This window comes from Mycobacterium sp. (assembly GCF_049683355.1).
Classification (GTDB): Bacteria; Actinomycetota; Actinomycetes; order Mycobacteriales; family Mycobacteriaceae; genus Mycobacterium.
Window position 1 is genome coordinate 1 of record NZ_JBAUJB010000356.1, and the last position, 20,874, is coordinate 20,874.

Annotated in this window: 16 protein-coding genes and 4 pseudogenes; 14 read left to right on the forward strand and 6 right to left on the reverse strand. The window is 68.2% G+C overall.

What is annotated here, in order from left to right; all coding sequences use genetic code 11:
• The 3 genes from WA944_RS20395 to WA944_RS20405 all read left to right on the forward strand — a co-directional run.
• Positions 1-187 (forward strand): hypothetical protein (locus WA944_RS20395; protein ID WP_526647289.1); only part of this gene is annotated, 187 nt, incomplete at its 5' end.
• Between the two features lie 8 nt (positions 188-195).
• Positions 196-1,686: a complex I subunit 4 family protein gene (locus tag WA944_RS20400; protein WP_526372382.1), complete on the forward strand. Its 1,491-nt coding sequence runs from the start codon at positions 196-198 to the stop codon at positions 1,684-1,686.
• A gap of 21 nt (positions 1,687-1,707) precedes the next feature.
• The gene (locus tag WA944_RS20405) at positions 1,708-3,093 is read left to right on the forward strand and encodes an NADH-quinone oxidoreductase subunit N (RefSeq protein WP_526372385.1); all 1,386 of its coding nucleotides are present in this window, start codon (positions 1,708-1,710) and stop codon (positions 3,091-3,093) included.
• 3 nt (positions 3,094-3,096) lie between these two features.
• Here the strand turns inward: WA944_RS20405 and WA944_RS20410 are convergent, their stop codons facing one another.
• On the reverse strand, positions 3,097-3,708 hold the full coding sequence (locus WA944_RS20410; RefSeq protein WP_526372381.1) for a type II toxin-antitoxin system PemK/MazF family toxin: 612 nt from the start codon (positions 3,706-3,708) through the stop codon (positions 3,097-3,099).
• Between the two features lie 35 nt (positions 3,709-3,743).
• Here WA944_RS20410 and lepA point away from each other — a divergent pair, with 35 nt between their 5' ends.
• The 4 genes and pseudogenes from lepA (at position 3,744) to WA944_RS20430 (ending at position 8,902) form a co-directional block, all read left to right on the forward strand.
• Positions 3,744-5,666 (forward strand): translation elongation factor 4, encoded by a 1,923-nt coding sequence (gene lepA, locus WA944_RS20415; protein WP_526609986.1) that lies wholly within the window; start codon positions 3,744-3,746, stop codon positions 5,664-5,666.
• Positions 5,667-5,712: 46 nt separating this feature from the next.
• The gene (locus tag WA944_RS20420) at positions 5,713-6,456 is read left to right on the forward strand and encodes a sensor domain-containing protein (RefSeq protein WP_526371075.1); all 744 of its coding nucleotides are present in this window, start codon (positions 5,713-5,715) and stop codon (positions 6,454-6,456) included.
• Between the two features lie 33 nt (positions 6,457-6,489).
• Entirely contained in the window at positions 6,490-7,269 is a 780-nt protein-coding gene (locus WA944_RS20425; protein ID WP_526371073.1) for a sensor domain-containing protein, read from the forward strand.
• An 18-nt stretch (positions 7,270-7,287) separates the two neighbouring features.
• Positions 7,288-8,902, forward strand: a pseudogene (locus WA944_RS20430) (inorganic phosphate transporter).
• A gap of 11 nt (positions 8,903-8,913) precedes the next feature.
• Here WA944_RS20430 and WA944_RS20435 read toward each other — a convergent pair.
• Positions 8,914-10,917 (reverse strand): glycoside hydrolase family 15 protein, encoded by a 2,004-nt coding sequence (locus WA944_RS20435; protein ID WP_526609983.1) that lies wholly within the window; start codon positions 10,915-10,917, stop codon positions 8,914-8,916.
• Positions 10,918-11,004: 87 nt separating this feature from the next.
• On the opposite strand from WA944_RS20435, the gene WA944_RS20440 reads away from it, so the two are divergent.
• The 6 genes and pseudogenes from WA944_RS20440 (at position 11,005) to WA944_RS20465 (ending at position 15,000) form a co-directional block, all read left to right on the forward strand.
• Entirely contained in the window at positions 11,005-11,217 is a 213-nt protein-coding gene (locus tag WA944_RS20440; RefSeq protein ID WP_526371335.1) for a hypothetical protein, read from the forward strand.
• An 82-nt stretch (positions 11,218-11,299) separates the two neighbouring features.
• Positions 11,300-12,313, forward strand: coding sequence for a sulfate ABC transporter substrate-binding protein (locus WA944_RS20445; RefSeq protein WP_526371341.1), 1,014 nt, complete (start codon positions 11,300-11,302; stop codon positions 12,311-12,313).
• Positions 12,310-13,135, forward strand: a pseudogene (gene cysT, locus WA944_RS20450) (sulfate ABC transporter permease subunit CysT). Before WA944_RS20445 ends, cysT begins: the two are co-directional and overlap by 4 nt.
• A complete protein-coding gene (cysW, locus tag WA944_RS20455) occupies positions 13,132-13,944 on the forward strand; it encodes a sulfate ABC transporter permease subunit CysW (protein WP_526371333.1) in 813 nt (270 codons plus the stop codon). Before cysT ends, cysW begins: the two are co-directional and overlap by 4 nt.
• A gap of 31 nt (positions 13,945-13,975) precedes the next feature.
• Positions 13,976-14,400, forward strand: a pseudogene (locus tag WA944_RS20460) (ATP-binding cassette domain-containing protein); the annotation flags it as partial.
• The gene (locus WA944_RS20465; RefSeq protein ID WP_526647291.1) at positions 14,401-15,000 is read left to right on the forward strand and encodes a sulfate/molybdate ABC transporter ATP-binding protein; all 600 of its coding nucleotides are present in this window, start codon (positions 14,401-14,403) and stop codon (positions 14,998-15,000) included.
• Between the two features lie 3 nt (positions 15,001-15,003).
• On the opposite strand, the pseudogene WA944_RS20470 reads toward WA944_RS20465, so the two are convergent.
• The 4 genes and pseudogenes from WA944_RS20470 to WA944_RS20485 all read right to left on the reverse strand — a co-directional run bounded on the left by WA944_RS20470 (position 15,004) and on the right by WA944_RS20485 (position 19,385).
• A pseudogene (locus tag WA944_RS20470) lies at positions 15,004-15,999 on the reverse strand (CNNM domain-containing protein).
• Positions 16,000-16,164: 165 nt separating this feature from the next.
• On the reverse strand, positions 16,165-16,935 hold the full coding sequence (locus WA944_RS20475; RefSeq protein WP_526609988.1) for a sirohydrochlorin chelatase: 771 nt from the start codon (positions 16,933-16,935) through the stop codon (positions 16,165-16,167).
• Between the two features lie 2 nt (positions 16,936-16,937).
• On the reverse strand, positions 16,938-17,645 hold the full coding sequence (locus WA944_RS20480) for a phosphoadenylyl-sulfate reductase (RefSeq protein ID WP_526371329.1): 708 nt from the start codon (positions 17,643-17,645) through the stop codon (positions 16,938-16,940).
• A 27-nt stretch (positions 17,646-17,672) separates the two neighbouring features.
• A complete protein-coding gene (locus WA944_RS20485) occupies positions 17,673-19,385 on the reverse strand; it encodes a nitrite/sulfite reductase (RefSeq protein ID WP_526371327.1) in 1,713 nt (570 codons plus the stop codon).
• 302 nt (positions 19,386-19,687) lie between these two features.
• Between WA944_RS20485 and hemW the strand changes: the two genes are divergently transcribed.
• Positions 19,688-20,869, forward strand: a complete 1,182-nt coding sequence (hemW, locus tag WA944_RS20490) for a radical SAM family heme chaperone HemW (RefSeq protein ID WP_526609980.1) — start codon at positions 19,688-19,690, stop codon at positions 20,867-20,869.
• The last annotated feature ends 5 nt before the right edge of the window (positions 20,870-20,874 follow it).

The window sequence follows — 20,874 nt, forward strand, 5'->3', positions numbered from 1 at the left end:
GCGCTGGGCCGCCGACCGGCTGGCCGGCGCCGACCACCGCGGCATCGACGGTGCGGTCGAGGCGTCGGCGGCGCTCACCCGACGGCTGGGCGAACTGGCCCGCAGACCGCAAACCGGTCAACTGCACCAGTACTACATGGCCGCTGCGGTCATGGTCGTCGTCGCCGTCTTCCTACTGCTCACGTGAGGTGAAATGTGCTCAGTCTGATCGTGTTCCTGCCGCTGGCCGCGGCCCTGGTGCTGCTCGCAGTCCCGGCGCTGAGCGACGCAGCGGTGCGCTGGTCGTGGGTGGCGGTCACCGCGGTCGAGGTCGGGATGGTCGCGGCGATGTGGTGGCGCTATGACACCCCGCCGCCGAACACCCTGGCCTTCGACGAGCAGGTGGCGTGGATGCCCGGCGTCAACAGCAGCTATCACGTCGGCGTCGACGGCCTGTCACTGCCGCTGGTCGCGATGACCGCGGTGATCTTCCTGGCGTGCGCGGTCTACAGCCTGCGCGACAGCGACCGCCCGCGCGCCCAGGCCGCGCTGTTCCTGTTCCTGCAGACGGTGAGCCTCGGGTTGTTCGTCGCCGCCGACCTCATCCTGTTCTTCGTCTTCTTCGACCTGTCGATCGTCGCGATGTACTTCGTCATCGCCGGCTGGGGCCACGGCGACGCCGGTCGGTCGGCGCTGAAGTTCTTCCTCTACACCTTTCTCGGGTCGCTGGCGTTGTTGGTCGGCTTCATCGGCCTCTACATCGGTGCCGAACCGCACACCTTCGACATGGTCGAACTGACAGCGGTGACACCTCTGGCCGGCCGGCCCGTGGCCGGCGGGCTGGTGCTGGCCGCGGTGCTGATCGGGCTGTTGATCAAGACGCCGACGTTCCCGTTCCACACCTGGCTGCCGCCCGCACACACCGACGCCCCGGCCATCGGCTCCGCCGTGCTGGCGGCGGTACTGCTGAAGATGGGGACATACGGCTTCGTGCGTATCGCGATGCCGATGCTGCCGCAGGCCTGGCAGGACTGGGCGTGGGTGATCATCGCCGTCGGTGTGGTGTCGGTGTTGTACGGCGCGCTGGTCGCACTGGCCCAACAGGACCTCAAACGGATGATCGCCTACACCTCGGTCAACCACATGGGTTATGTGGTGCTCGCCGTCGGCGCCGCGGGCCTGACCGCGACGGGCACCGCCCAGGCCCGCGACATCGCCGTCACCGGGGCGGTGACCCAGATGGTCAGCCACGGGTTGATCACCGGGGCACTGTTCCTGCTGGCCGGGGTGTTCTACACCCGCACCGGCAGCTACCGGATGGCCGACTACGGCGGCCTGGCCGGTCCCGCGCCCAAGCTCGCCGCGCTGTTCGCGGTGGGGGCCTTCGCGTCACTGGGGTTGCCGGGCTTCTCCGGGTTCATCGCCGAGTTCCAGATCTTCACCGGCAGCATCGCCGCCGCGCCCGTCACCGCCATCGCGCTGCCCGGCATCCTGATCACCGCCGCGCTGTTCCTGCGGTCCTTCCAGCGGCTGTTCACCGGTGCCACGGCAGGTCTGTCGGACGGCTTCACCGACCTGCGCCGCTTCGAGATGTGGCCACCCGCAACGCTGTTGGCGCTATCGGTGGTGATCGGTCTGCTGCCCCGGGTGCTGCTGGACACGATCGAGCCGGCCGCGCACACACTCGTCACACTCGTCGGGCGGTAGCCGGTGCCCTCCCACACCGGGATGCAGCTGTCGCTGATGCTGCCGGAGATCCTGGTCTTCAGCGCCGGGCTGGCCGTGCTCCTCGGCGGGTCGTTTCTGGGACGCCGCCGCCAATGGTGGGGCAGGGTAGTGGCCGCGGCGGCGCTGACCGCCGCAGCCGCCGTGGCCGCGGTCCAGCTGACCGGACCGGACGCCGCGGCGTTCGACGGCACCTTCGCCGTGGACACCCCGACCGGGGTGGCGCGGATCGTGGCTTCCGTCGGCGCACTGCTGGTGCTCGCCGTGGCCGGCGATGAGATCGCGGGGTCGCCCCGCGAGAGCGAGACCTACGCGTTGCTGCTGTTCGCCACCAGCGGGGTGCTGGTGCTGGCCGGCGCGGCGGACCTGATGGTGCTGGCCGCCGGCTACCTCCTGGCCAGCATCCCGCTGTACGCGCTGATCGGGGTGGCCCGCTCGCCGCAGGCCGCGGAGGCCGCGATGAAGGCCTACCTGCTCGGTGCGCTGTTCGGCATCCTGTTGCTGCTCGGCGTCACGTTGCTCTACGGCATGACCGGCAGCACCTGGTACCCCGAGATGGCCACCGAGCTGGCCGGTGCCCCCGCCGCGGTCGTGGCGGCCGGGTCGGTCGGGGTCCTGGGCGGGTTGCTGTTCAAAGCCGGCGGAGTGCCCGCTCACTTCTGGGTGCCCGATGCCGCGCAGGCCACCACCGGCACCGCAGCGCTGTTCCTCACCACGGTGCCCAAGGTCGGCGCGGTGGTGGCGATCTACCGGCTGGTGCAGACGTTGCCCGACACCGTCGACTGGGTGTTGCTGATCGCGGTGCTGGCGGTGGCGAGCATGACGCTGGGCAACCTGGCCGCGTTCTGGCAGACCGACCCCCGGCGGCTGCTGGGCTGGTCGACCGTCAGCCAGGTGGGTTACCTGCTGGTGCCGGTCGCGGTCGCCGGCCGCGCCGAACTGGCGCAGCCCGCGCTGCTGTTCTACCTGGGCGCCTACATGCTGACCAACAGCGCGGCGTTCGCGGTGTCGACCGCGCTGCCTCGGCTGCGCGACCTGCAGGCCTACCGCGGGCTGATGTGGTCGCGGCCGTGGATCGCCGTGGCCCTCATCGTCGCGCTGCTCGGGCTGGTCGGTACCCCGCCGACCGCGGTGTTCATCGGCAAGCTCACCACCACCGCCGCCGCGTGGGAGGGGGATGCCACCTGGCTTGTCGTGGCCGTGTTCGTCAACACCTTGGTCAGCCTGTTCTATTACCTGCGCTGGATCATCCCGGCGGTCCAGCGGGGGCCCGAGGACGACGTGTTCACCGCGCACCGCTGGTCGGCCGGTGCGGCTGTCGTGGCCGCCGGACTCAGCCTGGCTCTGGGGGTGGCCGCGGGTCTGGCATGGCCGGTGCTGGGCGGTTGACGGTCAGCTCCACGAGTGATCGGCGCGCAACCGGGCCGCGACGATGTCGAACACCTCACGTTCGAGGATCGCGCCCTCGCGCCTGATGCCTTCCTCGGGGACGTCGAGCACCCGGTCCAGGCGCACCCAGCTGGGGCGCCCCTCGTGGTCCCAGCTGCCGCTGCCGATGCCGACCCAGTTCGAATCGTCGTGGTGGTGGTCCTGACTGGACAGCATCAGGCCGAGCAGGATGCGGCGATCCCGGCCGACGACCAGCACCGGACGGTCCTTGCCCCGGGTCGGGTCGTCCTCGTAGACCACCCAGGTCCATACGACCTCACCCGGGTCGGCCTGGCCGTCGAGATCCGGTGAGTACACGACCCTGCGAGCACGGTGTGCGGTCGGGACGAGGTTGTGCGCCACCGGTCGACCGGCGGGGAGCGCAGGTGTCTGAGCGTCGGGCGAGCCTGCCAGGGTCTCCAGGCCGATCCGGATGCCCTGCTGGATGCCGCGCTGAAGGGTCTCGGATCTCTGCAGTTGGCGGACGAGTTTCGGGGCCTCGTTGAAGACGATGTTCTCGGTGTTCTTGCGCACGAACCGCTGAATCGTCCTCCAACCCGATGACGATGACGCCATACCGACCGAGCATAGGCGCATGCCGGCACGCTGGATTGTGTCGGGAAGGCCTGTGCTCGATACTCTGGTCTGGCCTGCCCAAGCAGACAAAACCGGTCAACCAGGAGATTCCCATCAGTAGCTTCGCCGACAAGACCTTCACTGCGCCGGCGCAGATTCGGAACTTCTGCATCATCGCCCATATCGATCACGGCAAGTCGACGCTGGCCGACCGGATGCTCGGCATCACGGGCGTTGTCGCGGACCGGGACATGCGCGCCCAGTACCTGGATCGGATGGACATCGAGCGGGAGCGCGGCATCACCATCAAGGCGCAGAACGTGCGGTTGCCGTGGAGCGTCAAGGGTGAAGAGTTCGTGCTGCACCTCATCGACACGCCCGGCCACGTCGACTTCACCTACGAGGTGTCCCGCGCCCTGGAGGCATGCGAGGGGGCGGTGTTGCTGGTCGACGCCGCCCAGGGGATCGAGGCACAGACGCTGGCCAATCTGTACCTGGCCCTCGACCGCGACCTGACGATCATCCCGGTGCTCAACAAGATCGACCTGCCCGCCGCCGACCCGGACCGCTACGCCGCCGAGATCGCCCACATCATCGGGTGCGAACCGGGCGACGTGCTGCGGGTCTCCGGTAAGACCGGGGAAGGTGTCACCGAGTTGCTCGACGAGGTGGTCCGGTTGATCCCGGCGCCGGTCGGCGACGCCGGTGGCCCGGCGCGGGCGATGATCTTCGACTCCGTCTACGACATCTATCGCGGGGTCGTCACCTACGTCCGAGTGGTCGACGGGAAGCTCAGCCCCCGCGAGAAGATCAAGATGATGTCCACCGGGACCACCCACGAACTCCTGGAAGTCGGCATCGTCTCCCCGGAGCCCAAGGCCACCGAAGGTCTCGGCGTCGGCGAGGTCGGGTACCTGATCACCGGTGTCAAGGACGTCCGGCAGTCCAAGGTGGGTGACACCGTCACGGTGGCCCGCAACGGTGCGACCGACGCGCTGACGGGTTACCGGGAGCCGCGACCGATGGTCTACTCCGGCCTGTACCCGGTCGACGGATCCGACTACCCGAACCTGCGCGACGCGCTGGAGCGGCTCCAGCTCAACGACGCCGCGCTGATGTGGGAGCCGGAGACGTCGGTGGCGCTCGGGTTCGGCTTCCGGTGCGGGTTCCTCGGCCTGCTTCACATGGAGATCACCCGGGAGCGCCTGGAACGCGAGTTCGACCTCGATTTGATCTCGACATCGCCCAACGTCGTCTACCGGGTGATCAAAGACGACGAAACAGAACTGACGGTGACCAACCCGTCGGACTGGCCGGAAGGCAAGGTGCGCACCGTGTTCGAGCCGGTGGTGAAGACGACGATCATCGCGCCCAGCGAGTTCATCGGCTCCATCATGGAGCTGTGCCAGTCGCGGCGCGGCGAGTTGGGCGGCATGGACTATCTGTCGCCGGAACGGGTCGAGCTGCGCTACACCATGCCGCTGGGGGAGATCATCTTCGACTTCTTCGACTCGCTGAAGTCGCGCACCCGCGGCTACGCCAGCCTCGACTACGAGGAGGCAGGCGAACAGGAAGCCCAGCTGGTCAAGGTCGACATCCTGCTCCAAGGTGAGGCCGTCGATGCGTTCAGCGCCATCGTCCACAAGGATTCGGCGGCCGCCTACGGCAACAAAATGACCACCAAGCTCAAAGAGCTCATCCCCCGTCAGCAGTTCGAGGTGCCGGTGCAGGCTGCGATCGGCTCGAAGATCATTGCCCGCGAGAACATCCGGGCCATCCGCAAGGACGTCCTGTCCAAGTGCTACGGCGGTGACATCACGCGTAAGCGCAAACTGCTGGAGAAGCAGAAGGAAGGCAAGAAGCGGATGAAGACCATCGGCCGGGTCGAGGTGCCGCAGGAAGCGTTCGTCGCGGCGCTGTCCAGCGATGCGCCTGCGGACAAGGCGAGCAAGAAGTAGTGCCGAAGCGGTCGCGCGTCGGTGCCCGACCTGCTATCGATGTGTGATGCCCACACCGCGTGCGACGAGCGTCGCCGTCCTGTCGGCCGCGTGCCTGGCCCTCGCCGGCTGTGCGGGCGCGCCGGTCGACCAGCGGCCGGTGGTGCGCATCGTCGAAGCCGCCCAGCCCTCGAGGTCGATTCCGCTAGGGCAGTTCCTGCCGAGCGCACAGGAACTGTCCGCGACGCTGGGGACCGGACCCGACGGTTTGATGGGACAGCTCGTCGAGGGTGACGCGGACATGCTGCTGCGCAGCGTCGACGCGGTGCAGGCGACCCCTGTGCACTGCGTCGGCACCGCATACCGACTCCAGGAGATCGTGTACGACGCCGGCCACGTGCAGTCGGTGGCCACCGGCTCCTGGGCCGGCGGTGGTTTCGACGGGCCGCCGGTGTCCGCTTTCTTCGGCGTGGTGCAGATGGCCGGCACCGCCGACGCGCAGGCGTTCTTCGCCACGATCACCGACCAGTGGCGGCGCTGCAACGGTCAGACCGTGTCGCTGCAGCAGGCCGGACCGGGAGCCGGCGAGCTGAGCAGGGTTTCCGGCGTCGCGATCAACGAGCGGGTGGTCTCGGCGAGCGTGCTGCACGCATCGGCAGGTCCCGGTTCGCCGGCCACCTCGCGGGCTCTCGGGGTGGTGGGAGACTGTGTCGTCGACGTGGAGCTGACCGACCCCCGCGCGCTGGGTGGCGACGAGCCGGCCGTCGGCGTCGCCGAACTCATCCTCGACAAGATCGCGGCGCAGCGCTGACGGAAGCCGTGCCCGGCGGGGAACAATGCCCTGGTGCCCCCGACCGATCACGTGGTGACGCTGCTCCCGAACTGCCGCGTGGGCGCCGTCGGCGCGGTGCTCGCGGCAGCGGTGCTGCTGACGGGATGCGTGAGCACGGTGGCGGGCACGGCGACCCGTCAGAGTGCGGCCCAAGGCGTCCCGGTGGACGCTCCGCCGCTGGACGAGGCCGACCTGGACGCCGTCCTGCTCACCATCGGTGAGCTCAACGCGATCATGGGTTCGGCGCAGCTGGAGGTCACCAGCGACCTCGACGAGATGACCGACCATTCCGCGCAGGTGTCCGACCCGGACTGCCTCGGCGCGGTGTACGGCGCCGAGGAACCGGTGTACGCGGGCACGGACTGGACGGCGGTCCGCGATCAGGTGGCCCGCGAACCCACCGACGACAACGACCACTGGGTCGAGCAGACGGCAGTGTTGTATCCGGCCGCCGCCAACGCGAGGCAATTCTTCGACACGTCGACCGCGATCTGGACAGACTGCGCCAACAGCGCGATCGGGGTGGGCGACGGCGACTACCTCTGGGAACTCGACGACGTCGACGTCGGTGACACGATGATCACCCAGGTCGCCCGCCAGGAAGGTGCCGACGGCTGGGGTTGTCAGCACGCCGTGACGCTGGTCTCCAACCTGACGGTGGAGGCGTGGGCCTGCGGGTACCGCATCACCGACGAAGCCGCCGAGGTCGCGGCGGCGATGATCGCCAATGTGGGCCGGAGTAGCGGGTTGTTCCACGGTCGTTCACCGTCCGGGTTCCGGCTGATTTCCTGATCTGCATACTTTTCCCGGGTGAGCGCACCCACGACCTCAGCACCGTCCACGCCCGCGGACCGCCGCTTTCTCGGTGCCGACCGCAACTGGCACCTGTCCTTCGGATTGATGCTCGCCGTCGCTTTCGGCGCCTTCACCTGGTGGTCTTTCGGCTACGTGGACTCCGCGTCCGGCAAGCTGATCCTCGTCGTCGAGACGGTGTTGGGCCTGTTCATGGCGTTCAACATCGGTGGCAACGACGTCGCGAACTCGTTCGGGACCAGCGTCGGCGCCGGCACCCTGACCATGAAACAGGCCCTGCTGGTGGCTGCGATCTTCGAGGTCAGCGGCGCGGTGATCGCCGGAGGCGACGTCACCGACACCATTCGCAGCGGCATCGTCGACCTGACGATCGTGCAGGTCTCCCCGATGGACTTCGTGTTCATCATGATGGCCGCCTTGTTCGCCGCCGCCACCTGGCTGCTGTTCGCCACCCGGATGGGTTACCCGGTGTCCACCACGCACTCGATCATCGGCGGCATCGTCGGCGCCGCGTTGATGCTCGGCTTCGTGTCGGGGCAGGGCAGTTCCGCGTGGGACATGGTGCAGTGGGACCAGATCGGTCAGATCGCGATCTCATGGGTGCTCTCCGTTGCTCGGTGGGGCGGTCGCCTACCTGCTCTACGGCACCATCAAGCGCCACATCCTGACCTACAACGACCGGGCGGACGAGCGGTTGCAGGAGGACCGCAAGGAACGCATCGCACACCGCGACAGGCACAAGGAGGCGTTCGAACGGCTCAGTGAGATCCAGCAGATCGCCTACACCGGTGCGCTGGCCCGCGACGCCGTCGCCGCAAACCGCGATGACTTCGGTCCGGACGAGATGGAGTCCGACTACTACCGGGAACTGCAGGAGATCGACGCCAAGGCCAAGTCGATCGACGCGTTCAAGGCCATGCAAACCTGGGTGCCGTTGCTGGCCGCGTTCGGAGCGATGGTCATCTCGGCGATGCTGCTGTTCAAGGGCCTCAAGAACATGGAGTTGGGGCTGTCGACGATGAACAACTACTTCATCATCGGCATGGTCGGCACAGCGGTGTGGATGGCGACGTTCATCTTCGCCAAGACCCTCAAGGGGGAGTCCCTGCCCCAGTCGACGTTCCTGATGTTCAGCTGGATGCAGGTGTTCACCGCATCGGGCTTCGCGTTCAGCCACGGCAGCAACGACATCGCCAACGCCATCGGGCCGTTCGCCGCGATCCTGGACGTCTTCCGTTCCGCCGCGGCCGAGAGCGAGGCCGCCGTGCCGCCGGCGGCGATGCTCGCCTTCGGTGTCGCCCTCGTCGCCGGCCTGTGGTTCATCGGGCGCCGCGTCATCGCGACGGTCGGCACCAATCTCACCCAGATGCACCCGGCGTCGGGATTTTCCGCCGAGCTCTCCGCGGCCGCGGTGGTGATGGGCGCAACCATCCTCGGATTGCCGGTGTCGAGCACTCACATCCTGATCGGCGCGGTGCTGGGCGTCGGGATAGTGAACCGGTCGACCAACTGGGGACTGATGCGGCCGATCGCACTGGCCTGGGTGATCACGCTGCCCTCGGCGGCCCTGCTCGGGGCCGTCGGGTTGGTGGGTCTGCGGGCGATGTTCTGACGCGGCGTCAGCTAGAACGGGGCGTTGGCCGGCTGGAAGTTGCCGGAGGTGTCGGCTTCTTCTTCGGCGCGGATGACGTGCACCACGGCGTTGATCAGGGCCAGGTGGGTGAACGCCTGCGGGAAGTTGCCCAGGTGGCGACCGGTGCGGGGCTCGATCTCCTCGGCATACAGATGCAGTGGGCTGGCGAACGACAGCAGCCGCTCACACAGATGCTTGGCCCGGTGGAACTCGCCGATCTCGACCAGCGCCGACACCAGCCAGAAGGAGCAGATCGTGAAGGTGCCCTCCTCGCCGGTCAGACCGTCGTCGGTCTCCTCGACCCGGTAGCGCAGCACCAGGCCTTCTTCGGTGAGCTCGTCGGCGATGGCCAGCACGGTGGCGCGGATGCGGGGGTCGTCGGAGGGCAGGAAACGGGTGAGCACCGCCAGCAGCAGCGAGGCGTCCAGTGCGTCGTCGCCGTAGCGCTGCGTGAGCACCCCGCGGGAATCGACACCGTGTTCGAGGATGTCGGCCTTGATCTCCTCGGCGATCACCCGCCACTGCTGGGCGTAGGACTTCTCCCCCTCCAGCTCGGCCAGCTTCGCACCGCGGTCGAGCGCGACCCAGCACATGATCTTGCTCGACGTGAAGTGCTGGGGATCGCCGCGCACCTCCCAGATCCCGCGGTCGGGTTCACGCCAGTGCTTGATGGCCTCCTCGACCTGTTCCTTGAGCACCGGCCACAGCGTCTCGGGGATCTGCTCGCGGGACTTTGTGTGCAGGTAGACCGAGTCGAGCATGGTGCCCCAGATGTCGTGTTGCATCTGGTTGTAGGCGCCGTTGCCGATCCGGACCGGGCGGGCGTTGTCGTAGCCGGAGAGGTGGTTGAGCTCCTCCTCGACGAGGCTGCGTTCACCGCCCACGCCGTACATGACCTGCAGCGGGTGGCGTTGGCCGTTGTTGGCGCCGGAGACGTCGGCGATGAACGCGAAGAAGTCGTCGGCCTCGCGGTCCAGCCCCAGGGTGTACAGGCCCCACAGCGCAAACGTCGAGTCGCGCACCCAGGCGTAGCGGTAGTCCCAGTTGCGTTCGCCCTGGGGCGTTTCCGGCAGCGACGTGGTCGGTGCCGCCAGCAGCGCGCCGGTCGGGGAGTAGGTCAGGCCCTTCAGCGTCAGCGCGCTGCGCTGCAGGTAGGACCGCCACGGATGGTCGGGGAAGTCGCCGACGTTGATCCACTGGCGCCAGGACTCGCTGGTCTTCCACATCTTGTCGGCGGCTTCCTCGAAGGTCTGAGGGGCCGGGTGCCCGGACCAGCTGAGCGCCACGAACACGTTGTCGCCCTCGCTGAGCCGGGTCCGCGCCCGCGCTTCGCGGCCTTCCAGGCCGATGCGCAGGTTCGTGGTCAACCGCAGCGTCGGGTGCGAGTCCGGGTTCTTGTTGGCCCGCGCGATCGCCTCCCCGTACGCCTGGGCGGAGTACTCCCAGCCGGCGCTGACACGGTGGTAGTCGAACGACGGCTCGCAGTTCATCAGGACTTCCACGGTGCCGCTGACGCACTTCACGGTGCGCAGCAGGATGTGCTCGGCATCCCAGTCCATCGGGGTGCGGCGATGGGTGCGGGACCGGGTCTCGAGGTCGTGCCACGGGCCCATCACCAGCGCATCGCGCACGATGAGCCAACCGGTGTGGGTCTGCCAGGTGGTCTCCAGGATCAGGCTGCCCGGCAGGTAGCGCCTGGCCGCGGGCACCGACACCCCGTAGGGGCCCAGCCGGAAATGTCCTGCGCCCCGGTCCAGGATCGCCCCGAACACGCTCGGCGAATCGGGCCGCGGCACGCACAGCCACTCCACCGAGCCGGCCGACGAGATCAGGCAGGTGTTCTCGCAATCGGACAGAAAGGCGTAGTCCGCGATGGGGGGGAACGGGTTCCGCAGCAGGGTTCCGGTGTAGGTCCACGGTTCGGGCACCTCGGTGAAGGTCGGGTGCCCGTCGCCGGCCGTTCCGTCAGAAGCCTCGGTTTGCTGCAAAGCCATTGGCACATCATCGACTGCCGGGCACCCCGTCGTCTACTCAGAACACCGGGTGTGTCCGGTGATCGGGAGGACGCATAGTCTGACCGGGTGAACGGCTTCCTCAGTTGGTGGGACGGTGTGGAGCTGTGGCTCACCGGTTTGCCGTTCGTCGTGCAGACGGTGGTGGTGATGCCGTTGGTGCTCACGCTGGCGTACGGCATCGCGGTGCTGCTCGACGGCGCGCTGGGCAACGGGATCCGGTTGCGTCGGCGGTTCCGCCGCCACGGGGACGCCGCAGACAACGAAGGAGCAGACTCATGAGCGGCATGCCGCGGTCGCGCGTGACGTTGGCGCTGGTCGCGCTCATCGTCCTCGTCATCGTCATGTGGCTGCTCACCCGGTGATGGCGGCCGCGTCCCGGTGGCGCACGGGGGTCGTTGCGACCCTGTCGGTGACCCTTCTCACGGCCTGCGGTGGTGGACCCAGCGACGTGGTCGGCGAGGGCGCCGGTCCGTCCGACGCCGAGACCACCCTGACGATGGCCGCGTTCGCCGTTCCGGAGCCCGGGTGGGCCAAAGTGGCTCCCGCTTTTGCCGACACCGAGGAGGGTGCCGGTGTGGCGGTCACCGTGTCGTATGCCTCCTCCAGCGACCAGTCGCGCGCCGTCGAAGACGGCAAGCCCGCCGATCTGGTGAACTTCTCGGTCGAGCCCGACATCGCCCGGTTGGTCGAGGTCGGGAAGGTCAGCGAGGACTGGGACGCCGGCGCCACCCGAGGCATTCCGTTCGGTTCGGTGGTCAGCTTCGCGGTGCGGCCCGGCAACCCCAAGAACATCCGGGACTGGGACGACCTGCTGGCACCGGGGGTCGAGGTCATCACCCCGAGCCCGCTGAGCTCAGGCGCGGCCAAGTGGAATCTGTTGGCGCCCTACGCCTGGGCCAGTGACGGCGGCCGAAACCCGCAGGCGGGCGCCGCGTTCGTCGACGAGTTGGTGACCGAGCACGTCAAGCTGCGTCCGGCGTCGGGTCGCGAAGCCACCGATGTGTTCGAGCAGGGCAGCGGCGACGTGCTGCTGGCGTACGAGAACGAGGCGCTCAATTTTGATCTCGAGTACGTGAACCCGCCGCAGACCTTCAAGATCGAGAACCCGGTGGCGGTGGTCACCACCAGTCGGCACCGGGACAAGGCGACAGACTTCGTGAACTTCCAGTTCACCCCGGAGGCGCAGACGTTGTGGGCCGAGGCCAACTTCCGGCCCGTCGACCCGGCCGTGCTGGCCGAGTTCGCCGACAAGTTCCCGGCCTCGGAGAAGCTGTGGACGATCGACGACCTGGGCGGCTGGGAGAAGGTCGATCCCGAACTGTTCGACAAGGACCACGGCGTCATCACCAAGATCTACAAGCAGGCGACGGGATGACCACGGCGGTTGGCCCGGAAAGCCCCGCGGGGCTGAACAACCGCCGATACGGAAGCACTTCGCTGCGGGTCGGGGCGGCCACGATGTGGCTGTCGACCATCGTGTTGCTGCCGCTGGCCGCGATCCTGTGGCAGTCCGCCGGCGGTGGCTGGGAGGCGTTCCGGTCGGCCGTCACCTCGCCGGCCGCCGTCGCCTCGTTCCGCGTGACGGTGACGATCTCGGTGCGTCACGGTCGTCAACGCGGTGTTCGGGGTGCTCGTCGCCTGGGTGCTGACGCGCGACCAGTTCCGGGGTAAGCGGTTCGTCGACGCCGTCATCGACCTGCCGTTCGCGCTCCCCACCATCGTCGCCAGCCTGGTGATGCTGGCCCTCTACGGGCCCAGCAGTCCGGTCGACATCCATCTGCAACACACGATGTGGGGCGTCGGCATCGCGCTGCTGTTAGTCACGCTGCCGTTCGTGGTCCGCTCCGTGCAACCGGTGCTGCTCGAGCTGGACCGCGAGGTCGAGGAAGCTGCGGCGTCCCTGGGCGCCAACAACTACACCATCCTGACCAGGGTGATACTGCCCTCGCTGCTGTCGGGTGCCGGGCTGGCCTTCTCCAGGGCCATCGGCGAGTTCGGTTCAGTGGTGCTGATCGGCGGCGCCATCCCCGGCGAGACCGAGGTGTCCTCGCAGTGGATCCGGACACTGATCGAGAACGACGACCAGGTCGGCGCCGCCGCCATCTCGATTGTGTTGCTGTCGATTTCGTTCCTCCTGTTGTTCATCCTGCGCGCTGTCGGAGCCAAGGTGGCCAAGCGGCAGGAGCTGGCCGCATGACGCTGTCGCCGTCGACCCGCCGTCTGCTGCGGTGGCTCGCGTTGGGCTACATCGGGGTTCTGGTGGCCGTGCCGGTCGGGCTCATCCTGTGGCGGACGCTGTCACCGGGGCTCGGGGTGTTCTTCGACTGGATCTCCACGCCCGCGGCCATCTCGGCGTTGCAGTTGTCGCTGCTCGTCGTCGCGATCGTGGTGCCGCTCAACGTGCTGTTCGGTGTCCCGACCGCACTGGTTCTGGCGCGCAACAGCTTCCGTGGCAAAAGTGTCCTGCAGGCGGTCATCGACCTGCCTTTCGCGGTGTCGCCGGTCGTCGTGGGTGTGGCGTTGATCCTGTTGTGGGGGTCCGACGGGCTGTTCGGCTTCGTGCAGAACGACCTCGGAATCACGGTCATCTTCGGCCTGCCGGGCATCGTGCTCGCCAGCGTCTTCGTCACGGTGCCGTTCGTGATCCGTGAGGTCGAACCCGTGCTGCACGAGTTGGGTACCGACCAGGAGGAAGCGTCGGCGACACTGGGCGCACAGTGGTGGCAGACGTTCTGGCGCATCACGCTGCCGTCCATCCGGTGGGGTCTGACCTACGGCATCGTGCTGACCGTCGCCCGCACGCTGGGGGAGTTCGGTGCGGTGCTGATGGTGGCGGCGAACCTGCCGGGGCAGTCGCAGACCCTGACGCTGCTGGTGGCAGACCGGTACAACCGGGGCGCCGAATACGGTGCCTACGCCCTCTCGACGCTGCTGATGTCGGTGGCGGTCCTGGTGCTCGTCGCACAGGTCGTTCTCGATGCTCGTCGCACCCGGGCCGCACAATGAGAGCGACGAAGGGTTCTGGAGTCAGACGGCCATGACGTACGCGATCACAGTGAAGGGCGCCAACAAGCGCTACGGCGACTTCGCCGCGCTGGACGACATCGACTTCGTCGTGCCGGCGGGATCGCTGACAGCGCTGTTGGGCCCCAGCGGTTCCGGGAAGTCGACGCTGCTGCGTGCGATCGCCGGCCTCGACGAGCCCGACAGCGGCACCATCACGATCAACGGCCGCGACGTCACCCATATCCCGCCGCAGAAACGCGGGATCGGCTTCGTGTTCCAGCATTACGCCGCGTTCAAGCACCTGACGGTGCGGGAGAACGTGGCGTTCGGGCTGAAGATCCGGCGAAAGCCGAAAGCCGAGGTGAAGGAGAAGGTCGACAATCTGCTGGAAGTGGTGGGCTGGCCGGTTTCCAGGGACACTACCCCAACCAGCTCTCCGGCGGCCAGCGCCAGCGCATGGCGCTGGCCCGCGCACTGGCCGTCGACCCGAAGGAGTTGCTGCTCGACGAACCGTTCGGCGCGCTGGACGCCAAGGTCCGCGAGGATCTGCGGGCCTGGTTGCGCCGTCTGCACGACGAAGTACACGTCACCACCGTGCTGGTGACGCATGACCAGTCGGAGGCACTCGACGTCGCCGACCGGATCGCGGTGCTCAACAAGGGCCGCATCGAACAGGTCGGTTCCCCCGCCGAGGTCTACGACACCCCCGCCAACGCGTTCGTCATGTCGTTTCTCGGCGCGGTGTCCACCCTCAACGGCGTGCTGGTTCGGCCGCACGACATCCGCGTGGGACTCAGCCCGGAGATGGCCGTCGCCGCCAGTGACCAGTCCCTGCAGGCCGCCGGGGTCACCAGGGCGACAGTCGACCGAATCGTGCTGCTGGGCTTCGAAGTCCGAGTCGAACTCATCAACGCCGCGACGCAGGCCCCGTTCACCGCGCAGATCACCCGTGGTGACGCCGAGGCACTGAGCCTCAACGAGGGGGACACCGTCTACGTACGAGCCACCCGGGTGCCGGAGCTGGCCGGCGGCACCACGGCGGCCGCGCCGGGCTGAGTGTCAGGCCGCCTGGGTCGGTAGCAGCCGGTGCAACAGGTCGGTCAGTGTCAACAGGCCTCGCCCCGAGGGGCCATCGACCACGATCAGGTGATTGCGGGTCTCTCGCATCAGCCGCAGCGCCTCGTAGACCGGTGTTTTCTCGGGCAGCGTGAGCACCGGGCGCATCAGGTCCCGTGCGCGTCCCGACGCGGACAGGCTGTCACGGACGTGAACGACGCCGACAGTGGCCCCGCCGTCGCGGACCAACAACCGCAGATGCCCTGTCTTCTGGGAGGTTTCCTGGATCTGCGACGGCGTGGCATCGGCCCGACGGAGCTGTATTCGGCGTCACGACCGGCCAGCTGCCCGACGGTGAGCGCCTCGAGTTCCAGCGCACTGGTCAGGTTGGCGTGGTAACGCTCGTCCAGTGTGCCGACGGTCGCCGAATGCTCCACCAGCTGGCGAAGCGCGTCGGGGTCCTGGCTGTCGGCCAATTCGTCCACCGGGGTGACACCCACGCGGCGCAGGCACCAGTTGGCGGCGTGGTTGAGCACGCGTAGCAGCGGCCGCGTGAGGAACATGAACCCCCGCATCGGCAACGCCAGCATCGTCGCCGATCGTTCCGGGTGGGCGATCGCCCAAGACTTCGGGCCATCTCGCCGATCACCAGATGCAGGAACGTGACGATCGCCAGGGCGAGTACGAAGCCGCCGATGTCGGCCACCCACGTCGTGGCACCGAGATTGTCCAGCTGCGGTGTGATCGCGTAGTGGACTGCGGGTTTGGTGATCGCGCCCAGCAGCAGCGTGCAGGCGGTGATGCCGAGCTGCGCCCCGGCGAGCAGCAGGGACAGTTCGCTGGCACTGCGCAGTGCCGCCCTGGCGGAGGCGCTGGTGGCCGCGGCGTCTTCCAGCGGCTTCGCCGCGCGGCGATCAATGCGAACTCCACGGCAACGAAGAACGCGCTCGAGGCGATCAGCACGACGGTGATCAGGGCCACCACCCAGGGGCTGGTCATCGTCGCACCCGTTGCCGACGTCGACGGTGACGTACACCGACGCCGGCACTCGGCGTTCGATCGAGCGGACCTGCGCGGTCAACCGGCGCGTTGGTGTCGGCCCTTCACCGAGCAGGTCTGCGGCGTCTGCGGGTAACTTGATCACCACGGAGTCACCGACGTCGGCTAAGCGGCCATCCGGATGGTGACCGCAGCGTCGAAGCGGTCCAGCACCGTCTCGGCCACCTGGCGATGTGCACCCAGCGGGGAAGACATCGGAATGCCCTGTGTAAGTGCGAAGTTCGCCACCCGGTCGGTGATGCGGCCGTGGGCCAGGAACCAGGGCGCGACGACCAGCCGGGTCGCCCCCCGCCCACGCAGCTCCTCGGCCGCTTGCGCCAGCGTGGGCTGCGGTCCTGTCGCGAAGGCCGTTGTGGCCGTCCAGCGCGTCGTGAGCGTCAGCTCACGCGCCACCACGGCGGTGCGTTCGTTGGCCTGAGGCCGCGACGACCCCACCGCGGTCACCAGCACCCCGACGCCGGAATCCAGCCTCGACACCCCGGCGTGCTCGAGCCGCTGGCGTAGCACATGGATCAGCCGGTCGTCCTCACCGAGCACCGCGGCCGTGCGGGCATCGGCACCGGATTCGGCAATCATCGCCGGGATGTCGACCCGGGCATGGTAGGCGTCGGCGAGAAGCAGCGGGACGACCACCGCTCCGCCGTGCGTCACGGTCGCGAGCACGTCGCGCAGATTCGGAGAGTTCTGCTCACAGAACGCAACTCGCGCATCCAGGTTCGGCCGGAGCCGACGTATGGAGTCGGCGACCGCGCGCACGGTTGCCGCCGAGCGCGGGTCGGCGCTGCCGTGCGCGGTCAGGACCAGCGGGGGGTGCGCGGTCAGGACCAGCGGGGGGTGGGTGGGAATCCGCAGCGGGGGGTGGGCGGGGATCCGCATAGTCACGACGCGTGCAGCCCGCATTCGGTCTTGGTCTGGCCGGCCCAGCGGCCGCTGCGCGGATCTGCACCCTCGAGCGGCTTGGCCGTGCAGGGTTCGCAGCCGATCGACGGATAGCCTTCGAAGACCAGGGGATTGACCAGGATGCCGTTGCTGTCGATGTAGCTCTGCATGTCCTCGTCGCTCCACGCCGCCAGCGGGTTGATCTTCACCAGGCCAAAAGCCTTGTCCCAGCTGATCAACGGAGCGTTGGCGCGGGTGGGTGCCTCCACCCGACGGATGCCGGTCACCCACGCGGAGTAGTTCTTCAGCGCCTTGCCCAGCGGTTCGACCTTGCGCATCCGGCAGCACGCCGCCGCGTCCCGGGCGAAGAGGTCCTTTCCGTGCACCGAGTCCTGTTCGGCGACGGTGAGCTCGGGACGCACGTTGACGACGTTGACGTCGTAGACCGCCTCGACCGCGTCGCGGGTGCCGATCGTCTCCACGAAGTGGTAGCCGGTGTCGAGGAACAGCACGTCCACCCCGGGGTGAACCTTCGCTGCCAGATCGACCAGCACCGCGTCCTGCATGTTGGACGCGACGATGTAATTGTCACCGAAGTGCTCGTCGGTCCAACGCAGCAGGTCCGCTGCGCTGGCGTCCTCCCCGAGTTCGGCCGCGCCGCGCTCCGCCAGTTCCTGCAGATCCGTGTCCACAATCACGTCCGTCACCTCATACTCCGCTCTTCGCGCAAGCGCTCATCGAAGGTCCGCCTCGTCTGCTCGTAGTGCCCACGTAGCGAAACGCTCACCATGCTCGCGTTGTTTCACGAAGTTGCGAACAACTCTGTCGATGTAGTCACCGAGCTCGCTGGACAGGACTTTGTGCTGCCGTAACTTGCGGCCGAAACCACTGTCCAGACCCAGGCTGCCGCCCAGGTGGACCTGGAAGCCCTCGACTGCGCCGTCTCCGTCCGAGTCGATCATCTGACCCTTGAAGCCGATGTCGGCGACCTGGATGCGCGCGCAGGAGTTCGGGCAGCCGTTGATGTTGATGGTGATCGGTACGTCGAGCTGGGAGTTGATGTCCTCCAGCCGCTTCTCGAGCTCCGGTACCAGCGTCTGGCTGCGCTTACGGGTTTCGGCGAAGCTCAGCTTGCAGAACTCGATGCCCGTGCAGGCCATCAGGTTGCGCCGCCAGTGCGACGGGGTGGACGGCAGACCGAGCGCGTCCAGACCGGCGCGCAGCTCATCGAGACGATCGTCGGGCACATCGAGCACGATGAGCTTTTGGTATGGCGTGAACCGGACCCGGTTGCTGCCCGCGGCCTCGGCGAGGTCGGAGACCTGGGACAGGATGGTGCCGGACACCCGGCCGGCGATCGGGGCCACCCCTACGGCGTTGAGCCCGTTGCGGAGCTTCTGCACGCCGACGTGGTCGACGGGCCGGGTCACCGGGTCGGGAGCCGGGCCGTCGATCAGCGGACGCTTCAGGTACTCGGTTTCGAGCACGTCACGGAATTTTTCTACGCCCCAGTCCTTGATCAGGAACTTCAGCCGGGCCTTGGCCCGCAGGCGGCGGTAGCCGTAGTCGCGGAACACGCTGACCACGCCTTCCCACACGTCGGGAACCTCGTCGAGCGGCACCCAGGCGCCGACCCGCTGGCCCAGCATCGGGTTGGTGGACAGGCCGCCGCCCACCCACAGGTCGAACCCGGGACCGTGCTCGGGATGCTCGACGCCGATGAAGGCGACGTCGTTGACCTCGTGCACCACATCCTGAAGGCCCGAGATCGCGGTCTTGAACTTGCGCGGCAGGTTGGAGTACTCCTTCTTGCCGATGTAGCGCCTGACGATCTCGTCCACCGCGGGTGTGCCGTCGATCACCTCGTCGAGGGACTCACCCGCCAACGGCGAACCCAACACGACGCGCGGGCAGTCGCCACACGCCTCGGTGGTCTGCAGACCCACCTCGTCGAGGCGACGCCAGACCTCGGGCATGTCCTCGACGCGGATCCAGTGGTACTGGATGTTCTGCCGGTCGGAGATGTCGGCGGTGTCGCGTGCGAACTCGGTGGAGATGCCGCCGAGGGTGCGCAGCGCCGCGGTGGTCAGCGCGCCGCCGTCGCTGCGGACCCGCAACATGAAGAACTCGTCCTCGAGCATGTCGGTGTTCTCGTCACCGGTCCAGGTGCCGTCGTAGCCGGGCTTGCGCTGGGTGTAGAGCCCCCACCAGCGGAACCGGCCGCGCAGATCTCCCTTGTCGATGCTCTCGAAGCCGTTCTTCGAGTAGATGTCCTCGATGCGGGCGCGCACGTTGAGGGGGTTGTCGTCCTTCTTGGACTGTTCGTTGGGGTTGAGCGGCTCGCGGTAGCCGAGCGCCCACTGGCCTTCGCCGCGGGGTCGCTTGACGGGCTTGGCGGGCTTTGCGAGCCCCGGCGTGCCGGCAGATGTGTTGGGTGCGGTGGTCATCGGGTCGTGCTCCTCGTCGGAGCCGGCGTGGCGGATCGCGCGTTCTCACCGGTGGCTGTCCGGCGGCGCAGATCCGGCGGCCAGCTGAAGTTCAGGTGGGCAGATTCTACGAGGTCAAGACAGACAGCAAGAAGAACAAACGCGCTTGAAGTCGACATGAAGGCGCGCCACCAGCGAGACCCTGCGGGAGAGGCTGTGGGCTGCAGTCACGGAACCAATTGTGCCACGGATGCCGCCACCGGCCCTAACCGGGCGAAATCTGCGGTCACGACGAGCCGGCGCGGCTCTGGGAGACTGGTCCGGTGACGGTACTGGACCAGAGCTTGCTGCCGCGGCTGACCGCGGGTGTCGGTCGCCCGTCAGGTCCTTTCGGCGTCTACGTGCACGTGCCGTTCTGTGCGACACGCTGTGGCTATTGCGACTTCAACACCTACACCCCGGCCGAGCTGGGGGGCGGGAACCCGGAAGGCTGGTTGGCCGCGCTACGTGACGAGCTGCGGTTGGCATCGATGCACCTCGGCGCCGCGCCACCCGTGCAGACCGTCTTCGTCGGGGGCGGCACCCCGTCGTTGCTGGGCGCGGCGGGGCTGACGGCCGTGCTGGACGCGGTCCGCGAGCACCTGCCGCTCGCCCCCGGCGCCGAGGTCACCACCGAGGCCAACCCGGAGTCGACGTCGCCGGCGTTCTTCGCCGCACTGCGCGCCGCCGGGTTCACCCGGGTGTCGCTGGGCATGCAGTCGACGGCGCCGCACGTGCTCGCCGCGCTGGACCGGGTGCATTCGCCGGGCCGTGCGCTCGACGCGGCGGGTGAGGCCGCCGCGGCCGGCTTCGACCACGTCAACATCGACCTCATCTACGGCACACCGGGGGAGACCGACGACGATCTGCTGCGGTCGGCCGACGCCGCCCTGGCTGCCGGCGTCGACCACGTCTCGGCCTACGCGCTCATCGTCGAGGATGGCACCGCACTGGCCCGACGGGTGCGCCGCGGTGAGATGCCCGCACCCGACGACGACGTGTTGGCCCGGCGTTACGAACTGCTCGACCGTCGCCTCGCCGACGCCGGTCTCGACTGGTACGAGGTGTCGAACTGGGCGCGGCCGGGAGGGGAGTGCAGGCACAACCTCGGCTACTGGGACGGCGGCGAATGGTGGGGCGCCGGACCGGGCGCACACGGGTACGTCGACTCCACCCGGTGGTGGAACGTCAAGCATCCCAACGCCTACGCCGAAGCGCTCAGCGGCGGCGGGTTGCCCGTCGCGGACTTCGAACGGCTCGACGTCGACACCGCGCACGTCGAGGACGTGATGCTGCGGGTGCGGCTGCGGTCGGGGCTGCCGGTGGCGGTGTTGTCCGCAGGCGAGCACGACCACGCGGTGCGTGCGATCCACGACGGGCTGCTGCGCACCGAAGGTGAGCGGCTGGTGCTCACCGATCGCGGCAGGCTGCTGGCCGACGCGGTGGTGCGCGACCTGCTGGCGTGACGGCG